Annotated in this window: 19 protein-coding genes; 18 read left to right on the top strand and 1 reads right to left on the bottom strand. The window is 60.2% G+C overall.

The features are described from left to right. Nucleotides 1-124: 124 nt before the first annotated feature. The 14 genes from N788_RS12970 (at nucleotide 125) to N788_RS14130 (ending at nucleotide 10,546) form a co-directional block, all read left to right on the top strand. Nucleotides 125-496: a hypothetical protein gene (locus tag N788_RS12970; RefSeq protein WP_152560494.1), complete on the top strand. Its 372-nt coding sequence runs from the start codon at nucleotides 125-127 to the stop codon at nucleotides 494-496. A gap of 1,569 nt (nucleotides 497-2,065) precedes the next feature. Beyond that, nucleotides 2,066-2,269 (top strand): hypothetical protein, encoded by a 204-nt coding sequence (locus tag N788_RS15120; protein ID WP_084696054.1) that lies wholly within the window; start codon nucleotides 2,066-2,068, stop codon nucleotides 2,267-2,269. Nucleotides 2,270-2,680: 411 nt separating this feature from the next. Further along, entirely contained in the window at nucleotides 2,681-3,124 is a 444-nt protein-coding gene (locus tag N788_RS12965) for a hypothetical protein (protein ID WP_051924657.1), read from the top strand. A 54-nt stretch (nucleotides 3,125-3,178) separates the two neighbouring features. Continuing rightward, nucleotides 3,179-3,511 (top strand): ribonuclease E inhibitor RraB, encoded by a 333-nt coding sequence (locus N788_RS14465; protein WP_084696053.1) that lies wholly within the window; start codon nucleotides 3,179-3,181, stop codon nucleotides 3,509-3,511. A 945-nt stretch (nucleotides 3,512-4,456) separates the two neighbouring features. Beyond that, the gene (locus tag N788_RS14775) at nucleotides 4,457-4,774 is read left to right on the top strand and encodes a hypothetical protein (protein WP_152560493.1); all 318 of its coding nucleotides are present in this window, start codon (nucleotides 4,457-4,459) and stop codon (nucleotides 4,772-4,774) included. Nucleotides 4,775-4,834: 60 nt separating this feature from the next. Beyond that, a complete protein-coding gene (locus N788_RS14770) occupies nucleotides 4,835-5,260 on the top strand; it encodes a hypothetical protein (RefSeq protein ID WP_152560492.1) in 426 nt (141 codons plus the stop codon). Nucleotides 5,261-5,426: 166 nt separating this feature from the next. Beyond that, the gene (locus N788_RS14765; protein ID WP_152560491.1) at nucleotides 5,427-6,479 is read left to right on the top strand and encodes a YHYH protein; all 1,053 of its coding nucleotides are present in this window, start codon (nucleotides 5,427-5,429) and stop codon (nucleotides 6,477-6,479) included. Between the two features lie 172 nt (nucleotides 6,480-6,651). After that, on the top strand, nucleotides 6,652-7,143 hold the full coding sequence (locus tag N788_RS12960) for a hypothetical protein (protein WP_034225796.1): 492 nt from the start codon (nucleotides 6,652-6,654) through the stop codon (nucleotides 7,141-7,143). Between the two features lie 13 nt (nucleotides 7,144-7,156). Further along, a complete protein-coding gene (locus tag N788_RS14460) occupies nucleotides 7,157-7,672 on the top strand; it encodes a GNAT family N-acetyltransferase (RefSeq protein WP_084696052.1) in 516 nt (171 codons plus the stop codon). Then, nucleotides 7,638-7,970 carry a YdeI/OmpD-associated family protein gene (locus N788_RS15205; protein ID WP_211250729.1) on the top strand — a complete coding sequence of 111 codons (333 nt, stop codon included), beginning with the start codon at nucleotides 7,638-7,640 and terminating at the stop codon, nucleotides 7,968-7,970. The genes N788_RS14460 and N788_RS15205 overlap by 35 nt, the downstream gene beginning before the upstream one ends. Nucleotides 7,971-8,075: 105 nt before the next feature. Next, a complete protein-coding gene (locus N788_RS12955; RefSeq protein WP_034225794.1) occupies nucleotides 8,076-8,570 on the top strand; it encodes a lactoylglutathione lyase family protein in 495 nt (164 codons plus the stop codon). A 37-nt stretch (nucleotides 8,571-8,607) separates the two neighbouring features. Then, complete coding sequence (locus N788_RS12950) at nucleotides 8,608-8,790, top strand: glycine zipper domain-containing protein (protein WP_034225791.1); 183 nt, start codon at nucleotides 8,608-8,610, stop codon at nucleotides 8,788-8,790. 59 nt (nucleotides 8,791-8,849) lie between these two features. Continuing rightward, a complete protein-coding gene (locus N788_RS12945; protein WP_034225788.1) occupies nucleotides 8,850-9,203 on the top strand; it encodes a VOC family protein in 354 nt (117 codons plus the stop codon). Nucleotides 9,204-9,223: 20 nt separating this feature from the next. After that, entirely contained in the window at nucleotides 9,224-10,546 is a 1,323-nt protein-coding gene (locus N788_RS14130; protein WP_051924656.1) for an alpha/beta hydrolase family protein, read from the top strand. A gap of 34 nt (nucleotides 10,547-10,580) precedes the next feature. On the opposite strand, the gene N788_RS12935 is transcribed toward N788_RS14130, so the two are convergent. Continuing rightward, a complete protein-coding gene (locus N788_RS12935) occupies nucleotides 10,581-10,811 on the bottom strand; it encodes a hypothetical protein (protein ID WP_034225785.1) in 231 nt (76 codons plus the stop codon). A gap of 106 nt (nucleotides 10,812-10,917) precedes the next feature. On the opposite strand from N788_RS12935, the gene N788_RS12930 reads away from it, so the two are divergent. The 4 genes from N788_RS12930 to N788_RS14125 all read left to right on the top strand — a co-directional run bounded on the left by N788_RS12930 (nucleotide 10,918) and on the right by N788_RS14125 (nucleotide 12,958). Continuing rightward, nucleotides 10,918-11,136 carry a hypothetical protein gene (locus N788_RS12930; protein WP_034225782.1) on the top strand — a complete coding sequence of 73 codons (219 nt, stop codon included), beginning with the start codon at nucleotides 10,918-10,920 and terminating at the stop codon, nucleotides 11,134-11,136. Nucleotides 11,137-11,152: 16 nt separating this feature from the next. Next, a complete protein-coding gene (locus N788_RS12925; RefSeq protein WP_034225780.1) occupies nucleotides 11,153-11,845 on the top strand; it encodes an aspartate/glutamate racemase family protein in 693 nt (230 codons plus the stop codon). Nucleotides 11,846-11,886: 41 nt separating this feature from the next. Further along, nucleotides 11,887-12,102 carry a tautomerase family protein gene (locus N788_RS12920; protein ID WP_034225778.1) on the top strand — a complete coding sequence of 72 codons (216 nt, stop codon included), beginning with the start codon at nucleotides 11,887-11,889 and terminating at the stop codon, nucleotides 12,100-12,102. A 178-nt stretch (nucleotides 12,103-12,280) separates the two neighbouring features. Beyond that, nucleotides 12,281-12,958: a hypothetical protein gene (locus N788_RS14125; protein WP_051924655.1), complete on the top strand. Its 678-nt coding sequence runs from the start codon at nucleotides 12,281-12,283 to the stop codon at nucleotides 12,956-12,958. Nucleotides 12,959-12,972: the final 14 nt, after the last annotated feature.

Raw genomic sequence — 12,972 nt, 5'->3', positions numbered from 1 at the left:
CCAATCATTCAAGCCGACGCCTTCGGCGCGGCTTAACTCAAGGCGTTAGCCGGTGAGAAACACTCTTCTTCTAGCGTCAACATCACTGTTACTCGGCTGCGGTTCTGGCGAGCCAATGGAGAGCGTGCCGCTTTCCACCATCCCCGAGATTTTGGCGAATCCCTCGTCTCACCACCAACAGATGGTCCGGATACGAGGGGCCGCGGTAGTACGCTTCGAGGCACACTTTATTTGCCCCAGCCCGGGCACATTCGACCAGGGCAAGAGTCAGAAGGGGTGTCTCACCTTGTATGGGAACCATAATGGCGTGCCCTACGATCTCACGCCATTGGACGGGAAGCTGGTCGAGATCTTCGGCCAGTTCGATGCCGAGTCTTTCGGTCACATGGGCTTGTATGGGGGTGCAATTTCTGTAGCGTGGTCGGACATTCATGGCGACCACAATATGCCGGATGCGCCGATTCCCCCTGCCAATCCGGGGCCATCGGCTAACTAATCATTCAAGCCGACGTGCCTCCGGCACGCGGCTTAACTCAGGTGTTAGGCCGCTCGTGATGCGCAAGTCGGACGCATGGAAACAAGCTGGCTCCATTTCGCTCTGGCGGTACGCGGAGAGGAATCGCAATTATCCCGGGTGGCACTTCAGCGCCGACCGACAGGGCAGCGACTCGTTTGCTGCGTTGCTCGACGCGCTTGAAGCTGACGGCGCGGGCCAGTTCCGGACAATTGCACTAAGCGACCCGCGCCTGTCCGTGCTTCCGGACAAATACAAGTCGGGCGGCTGGGTCTCTCCCCAGAAGCTACGAGTGTCCCTCTCCGCAACCCCAAGTGCCTGGCCGTTCTCGGAGACTAGCGGGACGTCGGAGCTGTCGATCGGCTGCGATTGGGTGCCCCCGCTCAGGCAAGGGATTCTCGGGATTCATCTGGGCGAAACCGACTATTCCATTGGGCCCCGTGGTCGTGGCAGTGTTCCGCTATGGTTCTGGTAGCCGGGTCGCGGCCTAACCAATCATTCAAGCCGACGCCTTCGGCGCGGCTTAACTCAAGGCGTTAGGCCCATGAAGCGCTTTCTCTTCGGAGTTCCACTTCTAGTTGCTTCCTGCGCGAGTGGGCCGGTCCCGTACGACTCAATGCCTCGCAATATTTGCGAGCGGCTCATTGGCCGTGATTGGATTGCCTTAAAAGCACCTCCTGGAGACTCCCGTCAGCTCTTGGATCTGCTGCCCACACAGGCCAGGGATGATGCTCCGGCATTTTGGTATCAGTCTAGAGATGGTAATTCGGCAGCAGTTTGCTTCTTCGGCAAAGATGCCTGCGAGTCTGACGCCCACACATTCAAAAAGGGCAACGCGGGCTGGGAGATAGACCATTCCGTCACACATGAATTTGTATGCGTCGCCTGATGGACATCGAGCCTAACCAATCATTCAAGCCGACGCCTTTGGCGCGGCTTAACTCAAGGCGTTAGGTGCCAAGATGGGACTACGAACTCTGCTTGCGGTTAGCTTCCTAGCAATTCCGACACTTGCGCAAGCTTGCTCAGATCCCGTGGTTCCAACCTTTGCGGAGAACTTGGAGAACGCCGAGCACGTTTTTGTCTTTCGCCTTACCTCGCTGGAGCTAACGAACGATGAGGCTTGGCCCCCTAGTCTCAGCGGACGAGTCACATCAGTACGGAGCCTCAAGGGCGGCGAGCCAGCTGCACGACACATTGAGTTCGTCGCCGGCACATGTTGCAGCGTCAAGCTAGAGGTGGGCCGCTATTACCTTGCAGTCTCCGGCACGAACTCACAGACAATCTCGCTCGTTCCCGGGGATCAATCGGTAATTGACGTGACCGACGGCTTCACTGCCGGCACTCGGGGCTCACCGGAGGCAATTGGTCCGGTGCTGCGGTTCCTATCAGGCGAGCCACTTACAAAGGGCTACCCGGGTGAGCATAGGCTTAGCTCAACAATTAGCTGCCCACTCCCACTTGTTGGCACCTAACCAATCATTCAAGCCGACGCCTTCGGCGCGGCTTAACTCAAGGCGTTAGGCCATCATGCAAGGAGATTCGTGACAGATGGGAAGTTCTGGTTCTCCTGGCTTCTTCGTGGGTTGGGGCACGCTCTCATTTATCAACGCAGGTCTTGCCCAAGGCAAGGGTCGTAGCGGGCTCAATTGGTGGTTTATCTCGCTCCTGTTGGGCCCCCTCGCCACGCTGCTAATTGTCGTCATGGAGCCGCTCTCAAAGGGCAAGGCCGTGAGCCATGACGGCAAGGCCTAACCATTCATTCAAGCCGACGTGCCTCCGGCACGCGGCTTAACTCAAGGCGTTAGGCCGTTCATCGGACTCGAAGGTATGCGTAAAGCAACTCGAATCATCGCGATCTTCACCCTTCTTTATGTGGCATCGGTTGCGGTGATATGGATAGGCCTTCCCGAGTTGGTTGCCTGGAATCGAGGCAATTGCATTGGGGCAACGTCATTCACTTGCTCCACTTCAGCTTGGGTGCTTTCCTACTGGTGGCTGGCGTTGCTTCCAATCCTGGTCGTGCTAACGATCCTGCTCGATCTGGCCATAGGCAATCGGCGTGCGGCCTAACTATTCATTCAAGCCGACGTGCCTCCGGCACGCGGCTTAACTCAAGGCGTTAGGCGTCAGCCTGTGACTCCATCGCAACCCATAGACTGGAATATGCTCACCCACGCGTATGGCCTAGCGGACGACGTACCCGCCCGGCTGGAGCAAATTCACAGTTTCCCTGCTGAGACCGACTGGCAATCTGAGCCTTGGTTCTCGTTGTGGAGCGCGCTCTACCACCAAGGCAACATCTACTCGGCGTCGTTGGCCGCCGTACCGTTCATCGTCTCCGCGATGTCCGCAACACCGAGCAGGGCGACTCTCAGCTTCTACCTGCTCCCGACATCAATAGCTGTGGCCGATCACATAAACCCGGTAGACGTTCCCCGGGAGATTCGTCGAAGTTTCGCGGAGTCGTTATACACAGTTGGCACATTGGCCAAGGCAGAACTTCCTTCAATATCGGACGCAAATATTTCCACCGCAGCTCGGGCGGCTGCGCTGGTTTCCGAGGGCTCGTATCAGCAAGCGGGCGAGCTGCTCGATGCAGACGCCTAACCAATCATTCAAGCCGACGCCTTCGGCGCGGCTTAACTCAAGGTGTTAGGCCGCATGGGTGAGTTCGTAGCAGATTGGCCAGATGACGCTGATGGCGGTGTCTTCCATCGCCTCGCCTCGGCCGGGTTCGACTTTTCGCGAGAGTGGTCGGTCGACTACAACGTGGACTTTGAGAGCTGGCCACCCGCCGACGAAGCGCTGGACATCCTCCGTTCCGAGTACGGCGAATTGACCCTGTTTCCTCCGGATGCAGATGGAGAGGGTTACGTGCAGTTTCAGATCGTTGGTCCAGTAACCTACGAGCGGGTAACATCTGTGCAGCGTCACGTCAGCTCAGAAATGCAGCCATTTGGTGGGGTTTGTGAGTCTTGGGGAGTTTTTCACTGATGCGGCCTAACTATTCATTCAAGCCGACGCCTTCGGCGCGGCTTAACTCAAGGCGTTAGGCCTCATGAGAACCAGTGTCGCAAGTGCCGTAGTACTTCTCGCGAGCCTTTCAGCTTGCGGGTCAGTCCCGGTCGCATCTGGTCCCGCTTCAGCTTGCACTTCAACTCCGGTCGCGCCTGACCCCGATCACACGCCAGCTTCTCAAGGCCTCGAATCCTGTTCTGCGTTCTCGCCTGCAATCGACGACTTCATCGAACTGCCTGCAATGCGTGTAGGCGCTCTCAGTGACGAGAAAGAATTCAGCCTGCCAGCGGACGCTCCCAAAGACACAACGTTCATTCAATGCGAGCGCAGTAGCCTCATACCATTGCCCTATGACTACAAGGTGCTTGCAGCCGGGTACCACCTGGCAATTGCTTCAGGGGGGCGAGTGGCAATGCTTAGTGACTCAGACTCCCTGGTCAATTACCGCCCCCTCACCGGAGAGTTCACGCAGGAGGAGAGGTCTATTCTTCAGGCTTGCGTGGACCACATTGGCCAGATCCTATACGGCGAAGACGATGATGCCTAACCAGTCATTGAAGCCGACGCCTTCGGCGCGGCTAAACTCAAGGCGTTAGGCCCGTCGCTAGCTCAACGACTTCGGTGCCGACGCGGCCAGGCCCCAGCGCCCTGCTTCGGCCAGTCTTGGAGCCCACTTTCGATGTGGCGCCGTGGCTTGGCCAATCGTCCCGCTCCGCGGGCCAGACTCGGTAGCGAAACTTTCTCGGCCCTGGGCAGTCCTGGGGTGTTGCAGCCCCGGGACTTCGGAGCTAGCGTCGCCTAACTATTCATTCAAGCCGACGTGCCTCCGGCACGCGGCTTAACTCAAGGCGTTAGAGCTCATGGGAGGGCTCGCCGATGCTCTTGGAACTTCTTTTGGCAACTCAAGTGGCCGCAACCCCCATGTCCTTCGACCAGGCAAAGGATCTGGCCGATGCAAACGAGAAGGGAATCGAAAGACATGTGATGTCTAAGCTTGTCGAATCTCAGGGAAACGCGCTTAGTTCGGCCATGGCAAATTGCGCTCGGCCTGGTATGGACCTGTCGGCGTTCACCGTTGTTCTATCGCTGAAAGCTGACGGATCAGTTGCTCAGAGCTGGCGAAGGGGTGATACGCCGCTTGCCCAATGCGTGCACAAGTCTCTGGAGGAGACCGGAATCATCGGAGAATGGTCGACGCCATTCTTCACCTCAATTGAGCTCTCATTCGATGAGCACTAACTACTCGTTCGATCCGACGTCGCTCCGCGACGCAGCTTAACTCAGGCGTTAGGTGGCTCGGTGCTGACTATCGAACTCCGCCATATCTATCGACCAAACGGTCTAATCGATGACCTGGTCGTCTATGGACTGCCGCAAGACTACGCACACCTCTCCGAACGAGTTGAATCTGCGATTGCCTCGACAGACGCGGTTGTTGTTGACACCGACTCGTCTGTACGCGTGGAGATTTCCAGAAACGACGAACTCGAGACACTATTCACGTCACTGCAGAACGACGAAAACGAATACTTCTCTGCCGAAGACTGGAATGGTAGAAACGTCTTGCGGGTAACTGGGCCAGAGCAGGCCTTGAGGGACCTAAGCGCTTATTTTTTTGGCGTTTCACTCAGGAGCGAAGGGTACCGCTATATCTCTGAGTACTCCGACTCTGGGAAATACTCAGAGCAGTCACCTGAGTGGCGACTACACGTTGAAAAGGACTAGTCATGGTGCTCTGTTGTGGTGCTGGTTCGCAACCTAACCAATCATTCAAGCCTACGTGCCTCCGGCACGCGGCTTGACTCAATGCGTTGACAGGGGCGAGTCCAGAAATACTCTTGAAGCTCGATCTATGTAACCCTGTCCAAATGAACAACCTGTTGCTTGAAACATGAAGATCTTACTTCCGATACAAATTATCATTTGTACGCTCGCAATCTCGGGATCGGCTGGCTGTTCTAGCGAATCTCAAGAAGCGAATCCCCAGGAGAGCAAAGCGTCGAGCTCAGCTCTTGATCTGTTCATGGCAGGGGCGCTCGCGAAAGATGTCGCGACGGTGGATTGCACGCTTTCGGACGGAACGGTCACATCCTGTTACGAGATCACGGTATCGGGAACACCCACCAATCACCAGGTGGGTCCATTTTGTCCCAGAACCACCTCGGCAACTGAGGACGAAGTTGGCATTTGGCTCGACGGTGAGAACCTCTACGAGGTTACCGGCCAATTTATCCTCGACCTGCCCACCATCTACAACGACGACAATTGGATGCTTCACGATGGCGAGGGTCGGGTACGCGTTACTGAGACTAAGGAGGCTTTTGAGGCAGCGGCACGCCCTGACGTGGGCGCAGAGTATGAGAACTACTGCGTCGAAGGCCGCATGGAGTGGATTGATGGTGGAAAGCCAATTACTACCACTGTCCAGATTCCCGTCTCCCCGGTATCTAAACGTGTTGCTATCCCAGCCCAGGCACCACTCGGGGTAACCTTCAATGGAGTTCGCATCGACGCTGCCGCTCCCGTTGATGCCATTCTTGGAGCGTATACCATCGCCGCGTTTGATGACTGCGGTGGTCACGTCAATCCATTTGAGGGCTATCACATGCATGCCGCAACTGGTTGCGGAGAGCTAGGTGACGCAGCCAAAGGCGAAGCGCCACCATTCGCAATCGCCATGGACGGCTTTCTCATTCACAGCACCATTGAAGGTGGTGATCTGGACGATTGCAACGGCCATACAACGGATGAATATGGCTACCACTATCATGCCCGCTCGCCTGAACTCAACGGTGTTTTGACTTGCTACATGGGTGCAATTGTCCCAAGCAGCCGGAGCGGGCCACCCGGCGGTGGTCGGCCTCGAGGCAGGCCTCCACATGGTCTGGGTCCGCCCTCTGGGGGCGAAAATTCGGCGGCTCCAGCTCGCCATGACCACAGCTAGCATCCACCGATCGGGCACTGTTTGCGCTTGCGTGTGTGGGGTGTTTGCGGCCTGCCGCCCAACAAATCGTTGCAGCGGGCCGTTGATCCGCCACCTGCCGTGCTGCCGCAAAGCAGGCGTCGCCTCAAACGCCACTGAACTAAGGCGTTAGTTGCTAACCATGGCTCGTCCATTGTCCGCCGAAAAGGAACGGGAGTATGCCGAGCTCAATGCGTTCGTGGACATGTACGCCACGCACTTCATGAAAATTGGCCCTGCCGACCCTATGCACCCGACCAATGTTGGCAGGCACATGGTCGCCACGCTCGGGAAGTCAAAGGCATTGGTCGGATTGCGCCAGGCAGCCAGCGACGCGGTGGAGGCATTGCAGGATTTCGATCATCAGCAGGTCGAGGTGTTGGACTCAGCCCTCAAGCGCGCCGGGATAGTCACGCTCACTGAGCTTCGCCGTCGCCACTCGCGGAAATACAAATCTATTCTTAAGCGCGGCTCCGTTCGAAATGAGGCGGAGTACTACTTGATTGCGGCAGTCATGAATGACTGCTCAGACTCACTGGACTCCCAGGAAATAGATCGGCTCAATTCGATTCTCTCGAATTTCGAGAAGGCAGCTGACCAGTCATTCAAGCCGACATCTTCGGCGCTGCTTGACTCAAGGCGTTAGGTTTCATACCCACATGCTTTCGCTTTCCTCAATCCAAGCATCTGACGTCGAAGCGCTTGAACAGTTCGAGCTTGAGAATCGAGCATTCTTCGAGCGACATATCAATGCGCGCCCTGCTTCCTACTATGCAGCTGGCGGGATTGCTGCCGCCGTCCGGGAGTCACAGCGCGCGGAAAGCGCTGACTCCGCGTATCAGTTCCTCGTTCGCAACCCGGCGAACGAGCTGGTTGGTCGGGTTAACTTGACGCGCGTACGCCGCGAAAACTTTCACTCTGCGGAGCTTGGCTATCGCATAGGGCAATCGTTCAATGGGCGCGGTTACGCTCGCGAGGCGGTCAGGCTGGTATTGGAGGTGGCCTTCGGAAGGCTGCGTCTACGTCGAATTGAAGCTGGAGTTCGGCCTGACAATTTTGCTTCAGTCAAGGTGCTGGCACACAACGGATTCGTTCAGTTCGGTAGGTCGACACGAAGCTTCCAAGTCGCAGGCACTTGGCATGATCTACTTCACTTTGAGAGGCATGAAAGCTAGCTATGCATTCAAACTGCACGCTTCCGATTCCAGATCCGACAGACCCATGAAGAACGAAACAACTCCAGGCGGCACCGTCCACGACCTGCCTTCAGATCTTCGACAGGCCATCGAGTCCGAGCCAACTGCAGCCGCGCTTTGGCTTGATATCACTCCTCTCGCGCGAAACGAGTGGATTTGCTGGGTTACGTCGGGCAAGAGGGCGGAGACAAGGAAGCGTCGAATCGAGGTGGGCATCGACAAGATGCGAACGGGCATGCGAAGACCCTGTTGTTGGCCCGGCTGCCCTCATCGGTGAGGGTGGAATCGACCGATGGAAGACGGACGACGCTGATCGACGCGTCGCCGTGCGCGTACACCGATGGCGATAGACTCGGGGCTCCCTCCCCAGCAGGACGAAGCCATGAAAACCTACCCCCGGACCTTTTCGCACATTGGCATCTCCGTTCCTGACGTCGACAAGGCAGCGAAGTTCTACGGCGACGTGATGGGCTGGTACCCCATCATGGAGCCCACCGTGATCACCGAAGAGTCGGACACGCCGATCGGCCAGATGTGCATCGATGTCTTCGGCAAGGGTTGGGGCTCGTTCAAGATCGCCCACATGTCGACCGGCGACCGCATCGGCGTCGAGATGTTCGAGTTCAAGAACAACCAGACCCCGAAGGAGTTCGAGTACTGGCGGACCAGCACCTTCCACTTCTGCGTCCAGGACCCGGACATCGAAGGCCTGGTAAAGAAGATCGTCGAACACGGCGGCAAGCAGCGCATGCCCATCCGCGAGTATTACCCTGGCGAGAAGCCCTACCGGATGTGCTACGTCGAAGACCCGTTCGGCCTCATCTTCGAGGTCTATTCGCACAGCTACGAGCTGACCTACTCGCGGGGTGCATACTAGAAACCCCAGTCCCAAGCCGGCGTAGGAGGCACTGCACATGGATCCGGACGAAAAGCTCGACCCCCGCTCCCGACTGATCGGCATCTATACCGGCAGCGGGCTGGCCATCGGCGCGGCCCTTGGCGCGGCTTTCGACAATGTCGGCGTCGGCGTGGCCCTTGGCATCGCTGTCGGTGCCGCCATCGGGGCGGCGCTGGGCGCTTTGAAGAAGGACGAGTAGGCATCCCGGGTCGGGCGCTACTCACGCCGCGCCGTGACCCCGGACGAAAGGAGCCGAACATGACTGTTGAAAATGCACTTGCCGGCATTGCGGTCACGGACGCCACCGCGGCAGCAAAGTGGTATGGCCAGCTCATCGGGATACCGGGCCAACAGACCATGCCGGGGTTGTACGAATGGTCGCTGCCGCGTGGAGGCGTCCTGCAGGTGTTCGAAGATGCCCAGCGCGCTGGATCCTCGTCTGTGACCTTCTCGGTGCTGGATCTTGACGCACATATCGCCCAATTCGAACAGCAGGGAATCCCTATTGGGCAGCAAACCCGGACCGACGACGTGAGCACGGCAACCATCGAAGACCCGGACGGGAACCAGGTCGTGATCGCGGAACAACACACGGACAAGGTTGCTCGCTGAAACCCTTTCCGGAGGAATCCATGTCTATCCTGTTGCCGTTCCCCGTCTTGCGCGTACTGATACTCCTGCTGGCGCTATCGGCTTTTGCAGGACCGGCGGCTGGCAAGCCCAGCGCGGAATCATTCGACGGATCCTTCCTGCTCGATACGGGTGAGCTGATTACCGGCGGCTATTTCGTCGAAGACGGCAAGGGCCGCTTTCTCTACATGGACACCGCGCGCCTTGGGAAGGGCGGACTGTTCGAACGGACAGGCGACACCCGCCTGCGCTCGATCCTGCCTTCCCAGGCGGTGGAGCTCGAGTTCGTCGCCGGCGACAACGCGACACTAGACACGCTCGTGTGGATGGAGGCGGGTCGCGAGCCGATCCGGGGCGCGCGCGTCCACCGGCACCACTCCCGCCCCGCACGCTTCAGGTCCGGGGATGGCACCGAACTGCAGGGCCGCCTGCTGACCCCCGATTGCGCGGGGCCCCATCCCGTGGTGGTTTCGGTGCATGGCTCGGGGCCGGTGAATCGCTACGGCGGCCCCTACCAGACGTTTTTCCTGGCCCAGGGCCTGGCCGTCCTCGCCTACGACAAACGTGGTTATACCGACGACAGGGCCGCCTGGCGCGAACCTGGCCTTGCCGAGCTGTCGGCCGACGTCCAGGCCGCGGTGCAATGGGCGGCGACACAACCCGAACTCGACGACAAGCGCCTCGGTGTCGTCGGCAGCAGCCAGGCCGGCTGGGTGGTTCCCCGGGCCGCGATGGCGGCGCCAGGGGCCGCCTTCATCATCCTCCGGGCCGGCGCGGCCACGAGCCAACTTGAAACCGTGCTGCATGAAGTCCGGCAGGAACTGCGCGCCAAGGGCATGGAAGGACGGGACCTCGACTACGCCATGGACCTGCGACGCGAGATCTACGAAACCGCCATGAGGGGGGAACCGATAGACGCCACGGATTCACTGGTCGCGCCCTACCTGGACCAACCCTGGTACCCAACTGCTTTTGGGGAAGGTCCGATCAGCCGCCGTTGGTCGCCCCATTGGTGGGCCTGGGCACGAGACAACCTCGCAGTCGCCGCAACGCCACACCTGGAGCGCTTCGATGGGCGGGTGCTTTGGTTCCTTGCGGGCGCGGACGAAAATGTTCCGCTCGTTCCGACGCGAGCCGCGCTGGAGAGGGCCTTCGCGGCGTCCCCGGGTGACGACCAGCGTGTCGTCGTGCTCCCGGGAGCCGACCATGCCTTCCTGCTCCACGACGCCGACGGCTCGCCGCGATTCTCCCCGGGCTACTTTGATCGCATGGCGGCCTGGCTGGCCGAGCGGGGATTGTCCCGGGCGGATTGCCGCCAGCAGTGAACGGGAACCGGCGACAGGCCCCAACTCGCACACATCAGCCAGCCGCCCGCCGGAACAACGCCGCCGACAGCAGCCAAATCGCGCACAGACCACCCGTGAACGCCAGCGAGGGCCAGCCACTGCCCGCAGCCAGCAGCCATCCAACGGTCAGCTGCGCCGCCTCGGTTGCCGCCATCGGCAGCCCGGCCACCAGCAGGTAGGCATTGTTGTCGGCCCAGGCCGGAGCCGTTCGCCCGGAGCGGCGCAGCTGAAATCTGGCCGCCAATAACTGGCATTTTGCGGGCAATTTGCCGGCCGGGGTATACGGACGGCACTGTCCCGGCCCGCGGTCTTGGGCGAGAATCCGGCCCACTGCGTCCTGGAGGCCTGCCATGAAGACCCTGCTCGTTGCCGTGCTGTGGTGCCTGCTGTTCGTGCTGGCCTGGCCACTGGCCCTGCTGGTGCTGGTGGCGTGGCCGGTGCTGTGGCTGCTCAGCCTGCCCTTCCGGGCCGTCGGTATCGCGGTAGGCGCGGTGTTCGCGCTGCTGCGAGCGCTGCTGTTCCTGCCGGCACGCCTGCTGGGTTACCGCCCGACGGCCGCTGCCGCCTGATCCATCCGGAGACAGTTTGAAGACCATCGGCCTTATCGGCGGCATGAGCTGGGAATCCACCCTGGCCTACTACCGACAGCTCAACGAATCAGTCAAACAACGCCTCGGCGGCTTCCATTCGGCCAGGCTCGTGCTTTATTCGGTGGATTTCGCGCAGATCGAGCAGATGCAGCGCGAAGGGCGCTGGGAAGAATCCGGCGAATTGCTTGCCGCCGCGGCACGGGCGCTCGAAGCCGCCGGCGCGGATTTTTTCCTGCTGGGCACGAATACGATGCACAAGGTGGCGCCCGCCATCGAGGCGGCGGTGTCCATCCCGTTCATCCATATCGCGGACCCGACGGGCGTTGAAGCCAGGCGGCGCGGTTGTTCCGTAGTCGGCCTGCTGGGCACGCGGTTCACCATGGAACAGGCGTTCTACCGCGACCGGTTCACCAACGAACACGGCCTGCAGGTGGTCGTGCCCGGGCCGGAAGACCGCGAAACCGTGCACCGGATCATTTACGACGAACTGTGCCGGGGCGTGGTCAGCGATGCCTCGCGCGACGCCTACCGCGAGATCATGGCCACGCTGGTGGCCCATGGCGCGCAGGCCATCGTGCTGGGCTGTACCGAAATCGGGATGCTGGTCGACCAGACCGACGCCACCGTGCCCCTGCTCGACACCACGGCCCTGCATGTCGGTGCCGCCGTGGATGCCGCGCTGGCCTGAACATCGCCCGGCCCGGGCCACTCCCCCAGGAATCCAGAGCCATGCCCTACGTCAACGTACAAATCACCGCCGGCGCCAGCCGCGAACAGAAGGCCCAGCTGGTGCGGGACATCACCGATTCGCTGGTTCGCGTGCTCGGCAAGAAGCCGGAACACACGCATGTCGTGATCCAGGAAATCGCGGAAGCCGACTGGGGCTTCGCCGGCATGCTCACCGACGACTGGAAAAAGGCACAGCGAAATCCTCCACGCCCATGAAGCCCATCCGCTAGGCGTGCTACCCACTTGATTACCCGGACCAGGCTGCCGCCGCGGGGCGTGGTATCTTCGCGCCAACCCGGCATGGTCGGCTGCGACACCGGCTGGATGCAGTCACGTTTCCACCCAGGATGTGTTCGCCATGCCGCCAGTTCCGAAAAGCAGGTTTTTCCTGTCCATGGCCTGCGTCTTCATGGCCGTGGCCCTGGCCGGATTCTCGACCACGTTTTTCATACCGCTGGCCAAGGGCAGCTTTTCGGCGCCCCTGGTCATCTACGTCCACGCGGTGTTTGTTTTCGGCTGGCTGCTGCTGCTTATCCTGCAGGCTTCCTTGGTGCAGAAGCGGCGGCTGGCCACGCATCGCCAGCTGGGCGCCGCCGGCGCGGTGGTGGCCCTGGGCGTGGTGGTGTCCGGTCTTTGGGTAGGCTTCCATGCCACCCGGCGCGACCTGGCCAGGGGCGGGGACGACTTCGTCCTGGGCCAGTTGGTGAACATCCATGTCGAGATGCTGCTGTTCGGCGCCCTGGTGGCGGCGGCCATCCATTTCCGCAAACAGGGCGAGGTCCACAAGCGCCTGATGATGCTTGCCACGATCTCGGCCCTGGCGCCGGCCTGGCTGCGGTTTCGTCATTTCATGCCATTCGTGCCCGACCCCTTCGTCACCTTCTCGCTGGTGGCCGATTCGCTGCTGCTGGTGGTGATGGCGCGCGACTGGCGGGCCCTGGGCCGGGTGCATCCCACCTACCTGTGGGCGGGCGGCGCCATGGTCGCCGTACACGTCATCGAAATACTGGCGATCCGCAGCGAACCCTGGCTGCGCCTGTCACGATGGCTGCTGGAGCACTCGCCGGTCTGAGCACCCGCGCCTGC

The sequence above is a fragment of the Arenimonas donghaensis DSM 18148 = HO3-R19 genome, from assembly GCF_000743535.1.
Lineage (GTDB): Bacteria > Pseudomonadota > Gammaproteobacteria > Xanthomonadales > Xanthomonadaceae > Arenimonas > Arenimonas donghaensis.
Note: the sequence above shows the minus strand (reverse complement) of the source record. Positions and strands in the feature narration are given on the sequence as shown.

Coding starts and splice junctions, on each gene's coding strand:
- N788_RS14125 (WP_051924655.1), top strand. CDS start 12,281: ATGGCCTGCGTCTTCATGGCCGTGGCCCTGGCCGGATTCTCGACCACG.
- N788_RS12965 (WP_051924657.1), top strand. CDS start 2,681: ATGCTCACCCACGCGTATGGCCTAGCGGACGACGTACCCGCCCGGCTG.
- N788_RS15120 (WP_084696054.1), top strand. CDS start 2,066: ATGGGAAGTTCTGGTTCTCCTGGCTTCTTCGTGGGTTGGGGCACGCTC.
- N788_RS14775 (WP_152560493.1), top strand. CDS start 4,457: ATGTCCTTCGACCAGGCAAAGGATCTGGCCGATGCAAACGAGAAGGGA.
- N788_RS12955 (WP_034225794.1), top strand. CDS start 8,076: ATGAAAACCTACCCCCGGACCTTTTCGCACATTGGCATCTCCGTTCCT.
- N788_RS14765 (WP_152560491.1), top strand. CDS start 5,427: ATGAAGATCTTACTTCCGATACAAATTATCATTTGTACGCTCGCAATC.
- N788_RS12950 (WP_034225791.1), top strand. CDS start 8,608: ATGGATCCGGACGAAAAGCTCGACCCCCGCTCCCGACTGATCGGCATC.
- N788_RS14130 (WP_051924656.1), top strand. CDS start 9,224: ATGTCTATCCTGTTGCCGTTCCCCGTCTTGCGCGTACTGATACTCCTG.
- N788_RS12920 (WP_034225778.1), top strand. CDS start 11,887: ATGCCCTACGTCAACGTACAAATCACCGCCGGCGCCAGCCGCGAACAG.
- N788_RS12945 (WP_034225788.1), top strand. CDS start 8,850: ATGACTGTTGAAAATGCACTTGCCGGCATTGCGGTCACGGACGCCACC.
- N788_RS14465 (WP_084696053.1), top strand. CDS start 3,179: ATGGGTGAGTTCGTAGCAGATTGGCCAGATGACGCTGATGGCGGTGTC.
- N788_RS15205 (WP_211250729.1), top strand. CDS start 7,638: ATGATCTACTTCACTTTGAGAGGCATGAAAGCTAGCTATGCATTCAAA.
- N788_RS12930 (WP_034225782.1), top strand. CDS start 10,918: ATGAAGACCCTGCTCGTTGCCGTGCTGTGGTGCCTGCTGTTCGTGCTG.
- N788_RS14460 (WP_084696052.1), top strand. CDS start 7,157: ATGCTTTCGCTTTCCTCAATCCAAGCATCTGACGTCGAAGCGCTTGAA.